This is a genomic window from candidate division WOR-3 bacterium, assembly GCA_011052815.1.
GTDB lineage: Bacteria > Hydrothermota > Tepidihabitantia > SM23-42 > SM23-42 > DRIG01.
Genome location: DRIG01000106.1, coordinates 1 through 6,809, shown reverse-complemented (window position 1 = coordinate 6,809; position 6,809 = coordinate 1). Strand labels below are relative to the sequence as shown.

Below are 6,809 nucleotides of genomic sequence, written 5' to 3'. Positions count from 1 at the left end.
TGTTAGGTAAAAGTTAAAACTGGACTATTTGGGGTATTTTTTAAAAGATAAAACTGGACTGAGTGATTTTCGTGATTATCCTCTATGAAAGGAGGATAAATGAAGCAACAACTTCATCGTCGATTTACCGATAACCATCTTAAGGTATTGTTTGATCTTTATCTCAAGAAGGCATTGAGTGCTAATGATGTTATAAGCCAATTAGGGTGTAGTCGGAGCAGGTTTTTTGATTTACTTAAACGGTATCGACAAGATCCAAAAGGCTTCACAGTTGCTTATCGCCGACGTCAGCCGCATTATCGTTTATCTCCTGAGATTGATCAAATAATTCGTGAGGAGTTGGAAAAAGATTATCAATTAATTCGTAATCCCGCAACGCCTATTACCAATTATAATTATGCTTATATTCGCACACAGGTTGTTGCACGCAGTGGTAAACCGATCTCAACTCAAACGGTTCGTAATCGTGCCAAAGACTGGGGTTTTTACCGGGCAAAACGTAAGCGAAAAGAGAAGATATCACGGGTTGTTACGACGGAAGCCGTGGGCATGCTCTTACAACATGATTCTTCACATCATAAGTGGTCACCTTATGCTGATAAAAAATGGTCTTTAATCACAACAATTGAAGATCATAGTCGGTATCTCCTCTATGCGGAGTTGGTTGATGTTGAAACAACCTGGGCACATATCCAAGCAATAAAATCGGTTGCGTTAAAATATGGTATCGGTCAAATTTATTATGTGGATCGGCATTCAATCTTCCGTTATCAACACCGTAACGAAACAGTTTGGCGACGCCGACATCAAGTTGAGGAAGCCCTAACGCAGTGGCGTATTGTCCTTGAAAAATGTCAAATGCGGGTACTCTATGCCTTATCTCCAGAGGCAAAAGGCAAGGTAGAAAGACCTTATCGTTGGTTGCAAGATCATATCGTCCGTACTTGCGCCCGGGAAAAGATCTCCACCATTGACCAAGCACGAGAGGTCCTCAAACAGGAAATTAAACACTATAATGAACAGCTAATTCATAGCACCACCGGCGAAATACCCGTTAAACGACTAAAACGCGCCATCCAAGAAGGACGTAATTACTTCAAAACTTTCCAGTTACCACCTCACTGTAAGTCCCTGAAAGATGTTTTCTGCCTCCACCAATACCGCCGAGTAGATGGCTATAATCGAATTACCTGGCAAAACAAAAAAATCAAAATACCAGTCTTCGTCCCTCAAGGCAGTTTGATTGAATTACATATTATTCCACATCCGGATAAAAAAGAAATCCGCATCTGGTGTAAAAACCGCGTTGTGAAAGTGATCTATTACAAAACCTGAAAAACCAATATCTAAACGCTTAAAATACAAAAAATAGTCCAGTTTTATCTTTTAATTCAGTCCAGTTTTATCTTTTGCTATGCTCAGCACACCTTTTGTACCGTAATTTCAAAACAAAATAGTCCAGTTTTATCTTTTAACCCAGTCCAGTTTTATCTTTGAGTTAACACCGCCTTTGGCGCTGAAAACGAGATGGGGTCGAATCTTCATTCTTCAATTCCTGGATGCTGGGTAGCGAAGAGGCGAGGGCGAAGGGCATAGAGCATGGGGCGAGGAGGAATGGGTGAAACGGTGAAACGGAGAAGCGGAGAATGGGAGAAACGGTGAAACGGAGCGGCGCTGGAAAAGAAAAGCAGATGCTTGACGTCCTACATCAATTGGCTATAATTAGCCACAACGTCAGGCAAGGAGGAAATCATGAAATATGAAGTCTTCTACTGGGAAAAACCGGGAAGACATAATACTGCAAAGACCATTGAATTGGCCGTAAAACGGGCAAAGCAATTAAAGGTCCACCATTTCGTCGTTGCATCGTGCAGTGGTTATACTGCCAGGGCACTGCTCCGTAAAACAAAGAACGCGAAGATCATCGTGGTAACTCATCAAGCCGGCTTCTCTGAACCGGGAAAATGCGAAATGAACAGAAGGACGATAAAATATCTTCAGGATAAAGGTGCAGCAGTATATACAGGAACCCATTTCTTCGGCGGGGTCGGCCGTGCCGTAAGGTTGAAATTTGGGGGTCTTGAAGTCGATGAACTCACTGCAAACACCCTCCGTATCTTCGGACAGGGAGTCAAGGTAGCGATTGAAATCGCTGTTATGGCACTCGACGCCGGGCTTATTCCGTATAATAAAGAAATAATCTCTATCGGCGGTGCCAATGAAGGAGCTGACACCGCAATCGTCTGCCGGCCCGAACACGGAAAAGACTTTTTCAACTTTGAAGTAAGAGAAATCATCTGCAAACCGCGAACAAAAAGATGAAAGCCAAAGTCGCTGTTGTAAAGACAAAGCCGACGACTGTACTCGATGATATCGATCGGATACTGGGACTCGCAGAAGTGGAAAAATTCCTGCCCCGTGATATACCGACGATTCTGAAGATAAATATAAGCTGGCATTTCTGGTACCCGGCGTGTTCCACAACGCCGTGGCAGCTTGACGGTGTCGTAGGTTCATTGAAAAAAAGGGGGTATCGGAAATTCATCCCTGCCCAGAATCGGACCGTCGTCATAAATCCAAAACTCGGAGCAGACAACAACCACCTGAGTTCCGTGATGAAAAAACATCGCTTGAATTTTGTCTATCTGTATGAACCCGATGTAGAGTGGATAAATTACCGGCCGAAGGCGAAGATGCTCGTCCTCGACAAAGTATACGGCGGCAGAATTGATATACCTAAACTCTTTATCGGAAAGAACGCCTTCCACCTTCCCACCCTGAAGACCCATGTCTTCACAACAATAACCGGTGCGATGAAGAACGCCTTCGGTGGTCTGCTCAATGATAACCGCCACTGGACACACTCAGTAATACACGAAGCCCTGGTCGATCTGCTCCAGATTCAGCGGGAAATTCATCCAGGTATCTTCTGCCTGACCGACGGCACTATAGCCGGCAACGGTGCCGGCCCACGTGTTATGGAACCGGTAATTAAAAACTACCTATTAGCGGGTGGTGACCCGGTCGCTGTCGACGCCGTCGCGGCGAAACTCATGGGATTTGATCCTTTAAAACTGAAATTCCTGAATCTTGCCCAGCAGATGAATCTCGGGACAGCCGACCCACGCAATATCGAAGTGGTCGGTGAGGATATAACAAATGTAAATTTTCGGTTCGAGTGCAAGGATACCCTCGCATCAAAGGGCCAGAAGGCACTATACTGGGGCAGGTTGAAACCATTTGAGCGGATACTGCTGCGCTCCCCCCTTGTCCCCTGGTCATACTTCGCATCAAGGGTATTCCATGACTTTTACTGGTACAATGTATTCGGTAAGGCAATCGTAAAAAAATTTCTGAATACTTCCTGGGGAAAATTATTCCAGGCTTACAAGTGATATAGACAACCTTTTGATTCCTGCATTTTCACACATTTTAAGATATTGACTTTATGGAATTTTGGCATATAATAACCTCATGAAACCCACCGGTACCCATATCATTGCGGAATTCATTTATTGTTCAAAGAAAATTTTAAACAGCAAGAAAACCCTGGTACGCATTTTGAAACAGGGGCTTAAGAAGTTTGAAATCGATCTCGTGAATATAAAAGCCCACCAGTTCAATCCTCTGGGAGTTACTGTCGTCGCCATTGTCGGAGAATCACACGTTGCAATCCATACATATCCTGAAGCACGCCATGCCTCACTTGATATCTTCACCTGTTCTCCTGATCAACAAAAACCCCTTTTGCTGCTGCGTTTTTTAAAAGAGCGGTTCAAACCGAAGACCGTAAGGGTCGTTGAACTGCAGCGGGGAAATCCTATAGAGATAAAAGAAAGGAACTGGATCAGCTCTTTTACGGCGAGCGGCTTTGAAATAAAGTATCATATCAAAAAAAGGCTCTTCAGTAAAAGGTCCAAGTATCAGCAGATAGACATCATCGAGAACGAAAATTTCGGTAAGATATTATTTCTTGATAATGATATCCAGGTATCAGAATTCGATGCGGAGATCTATAATAACTGTCTGGTTGAACCGGTTATAAAGGCGAAGAGGAAATTAAAGACAGTAGCGATACTGGGCGGCGGCGACGGCGGAGTATTGAATACCCTGCTGAAGTACAAACCGAAAAAAGTTTATTTGATCGATATAGATAAGGACGTAATTAAAGCGGCGCAAAAGTATCTTTCCTGTATATGCAACAACGCATTTAAAAAGAAGAATGCCGAAGTCGTAATAGAGGACGCAAATATATTCCTGGAAAAGGTATCGGGCCTTGATGCCGTGATTTACGACCTGACCATGCATCCTGAGGCACTGACGAATATGCACCGGGTGAGATTTCTCGAGCAACTCTTTTCAAAAATAAAGATGAGCCTTAATAAAAACGGGATGATCAGTGTCCAGTGCTGTTCGGCGTTTGATAAAGTAACAATGGGACTTCTGAAAAATATCTTGCCGCGTTATTTTAAAAATATCAAATTTACAAAGACGTTCATCCCGTCTTTTTGTGAATACTGGGTTTTCGCGACGGCGAAAGTCAAAAAATAATCCCTTGATTTAAAAAAGCGTTCAATTCCCCTCTTCCATCTCAATAAGACACTGTAGAATTTCCAGCTCATCGACGTCGAACCAGATTAACTTACATACCGGACATTCATCCACCACAACATGGTATGCATAGCTGTAGAACTTATGAACCATATCCTTTCCGCACTTGGGGCATGGCCTGGGATGGGGTGTTTTAAGGATGATATTGAAATGAGGATGTTTCTTCTTAGCGTTTCTACGAAGAGTCTCAGCAGTATGTCTGATCTTCTCGCTGAACCCCTTTTCCCTGCGCACGAAGATTCGGGACAGCTTGTCTTCTTCGACCATAATACCGTTGCAAAAAGCACAGCGCCACACATAGAGTCCTTCATACTCCTGCAGAACCAACCATTCGCGGCAGTCCGGACACAACCGCCTTATCTTCCAGATCGGTTCATTACGGTCATGGAAAAAACGGTTCAGAGCCGGTATCTCACCGGCGGGTAATATCTCATTACTGTTTTCGATCCGCAATTTCGTCGTCGGTTTAAGCCAATCAAGGCTCTGCAGCTGCACGATGGTGAACGGTCCTTCCCAGTGGTCATCAAGTTCAGCAAGAAATCGCAAAGATATTTCCCGAGGACCGACATCGACCTGAGGAGATTCTCTTTTTCTCAGCTCCCGACAGATCTGCGCGAGATCAGAATGCGCCATATCAAGTATCACCTGCAAACGCTTGATCAACGGAGGATGGGTGGAAAAGAGAGTTGCGAATACGTTCTCCTCTTCATCGAGCTGATTGAATTCGGGTCTGAGGATGAATATCGGTGCAAGATATTCACCGCCGTATCCGGCGCCGCGCCAATGAACACCGATCTTATAAAGCGCCCGTGCAAGACTCAAAGGGTTGCGTGTCAACCTTACGGCGGCGGCGTCGGCGCGGTACTCTTTTTCCCGCGAGATAAACATCTTCAACAACTGACCTAAGATGGTGGTGACGAAAAGGAGAAAGATAACAGGCAGAGAAGCCACACCCGCGGTCATTACATTACTCTCACGTCTTTTTTCAAAAACCGAAAAAGGCTCAATCTTAATCAATGACCTGTTGAACTGCGCGAGCGCTTCACTGTATATATCGAACAGTGAACAAACAATGGTCGTCTGAAGACAATCCTTACTGACGATATGCGCCATTTCATGAGCCATAACCGCCTGGAGTTCCTGCCGGTCAAAACGGGATAAAAGCCCTTCGGTAACACCGACGATATTTCTACCGCGGAAGTCACTCAGGGCAAAGGCGTTCATTGCTCCGACCGGAATGATGTATCGTTCGACCTTCAAACCGCCGGCGGCGGTTTCAATCTCATCCACGACGTTCTCGAAAATATAATGATACCGGTCGTTTTTATCAGGGTGTTTCGCACCGAGTAATTTCAGTATTCTACCCACCACATTCTTATTGGAATAGTACCAGTGGCAGGCAGAAACAACGGCGGCGAAAAAAAGAACAAAAAAAGTATCAAGACCGAAAATATTGAAAGGGGAATGCGGATGATATACTGCTTGTTTGATATGTATTATAAACTTGATAACAACCCATATCGCAAAGATCGGAACGAAATAAAAGAGAAGAAGGAAGGCAAAGACGAAATATATCCGCCACGTCTTTTCTTTTTCAATATCCCAGAATGTCTTGTGGGCCGCAGGCATTATCAAAGAATAACAAAATTCATCTATATGTCAAGCTCTATTTCGATTAATCGGTTTTACCTTTTTTAAGAAGTTTCTTAAGCAGGTAACCGGTCATAACCTTGTTCAGGTGTTCGGCGCCGGCACATCCTGAAAGATCACTTGCACTGATCTCAGTGATGTAAAGTTCATCGGAATCGACTTTCTTCTTTTCCACCTTGACCTTGAATTCCGCATCAAACGGCGTCATAAATTGCCTGATCGGCATATTTATAATTCCCTTTTCCGAGTACTTCGCAATCAGACCATCCAGTTCCCGCCTGATTTGAGCAAGATGTTCGATCTCTTTTTCTATTTCACCGCGCGAATCAGTCGCCCTGCCGAACATATACTGAAGCTCAATCGGTTTCTTAATCTCCTTCAATTTATCGGCGCCTTTTTTCAAAATGCCCTCGAGTATTGAAATAGCTTTCTGAATCTTATTCTGTGCCTCCAGAAGGCACGAAAGATACGCCTCAACAACCTGGAAAGAAGGCATCTTCTCCAGATTTTCAAAGAACAACTGACCATAAGGTTTACAAAACGGACCT

General features: G+C 44.1%; 5 protein-coding genes. 4 read left to right on the top strand and 1 reads right to left on the bottom strand.

Annotated elements, in window-relative coordinates:
- Positions 1 to 99: 99 nt before the first annotated feature.
- The 4 genes from ENI34_10320 (at position 100) to speD (ending at position 4,551) form a co-directional block, all read left to right on the top strand.
- On the top strand, positions 100 to 1,335 hold the full coding sequence (locus ENI34_10320) for a hypothetical protein (protein ID HEC79512.1): 1,236 nt from the start codon (positions 100 to 102) through the stop codon (positions 1,333 to 1,335).
- A gap of 417 nt (positions 1,336 to 1,752) precedes the next feature.
- Complete coding sequence (locus tag ENI34_10315) at positions 1,753 to 2,322, top strand: hypothetical protein (GenBank protein ID HEC79511.1); 570 nt, start codon at positions 1,753 to 1,755, stop codon at positions 2,320 to 2,322.
- Positions 2,319 to 3,395, top strand: a complete 1,077-nt coding sequence (locus tag ENI34_10310; GenBank protein ID HEC79510.1) for a DUF362 domain-containing protein — start codon at positions 2,319 to 2,321, stop codon at positions 3,393 to 3,395. The genes ENI34_10315 and ENI34_10310 overlap by 4 nt, the downstream gene beginning before the upstream one ends.
- A gap of 79 nt (positions 3,396 to 3,474) precedes the next feature.
- A complete protein-coding gene (gene speD, locus ENI34_10305) occupies positions 3,475 to 4,551 on the top strand; it encodes an adenosylmethionine decarboxylase (GenBank protein ID HEC79509.1) in 1,077 nt (358 codons plus the stop codon).
- Between the two features lie 21 nt (positions 4,552 to 4,572).
- On the opposite strand, the gene ENI34_10300 is transcribed toward speD, so the two are convergent.
- Positions 4,573 to 6,240 (bottom strand): hypothetical protein, encoded by a 1,668-nt coding sequence (locus ENI34_10300; GenBank protein HEC79508.1) that lies wholly within the window; start codon positions 6,238 to 6,240, stop codon positions 4,573 to 4,575.
- Positions 6,241 to 6,809: the final 569 nt, after the last annotated feature.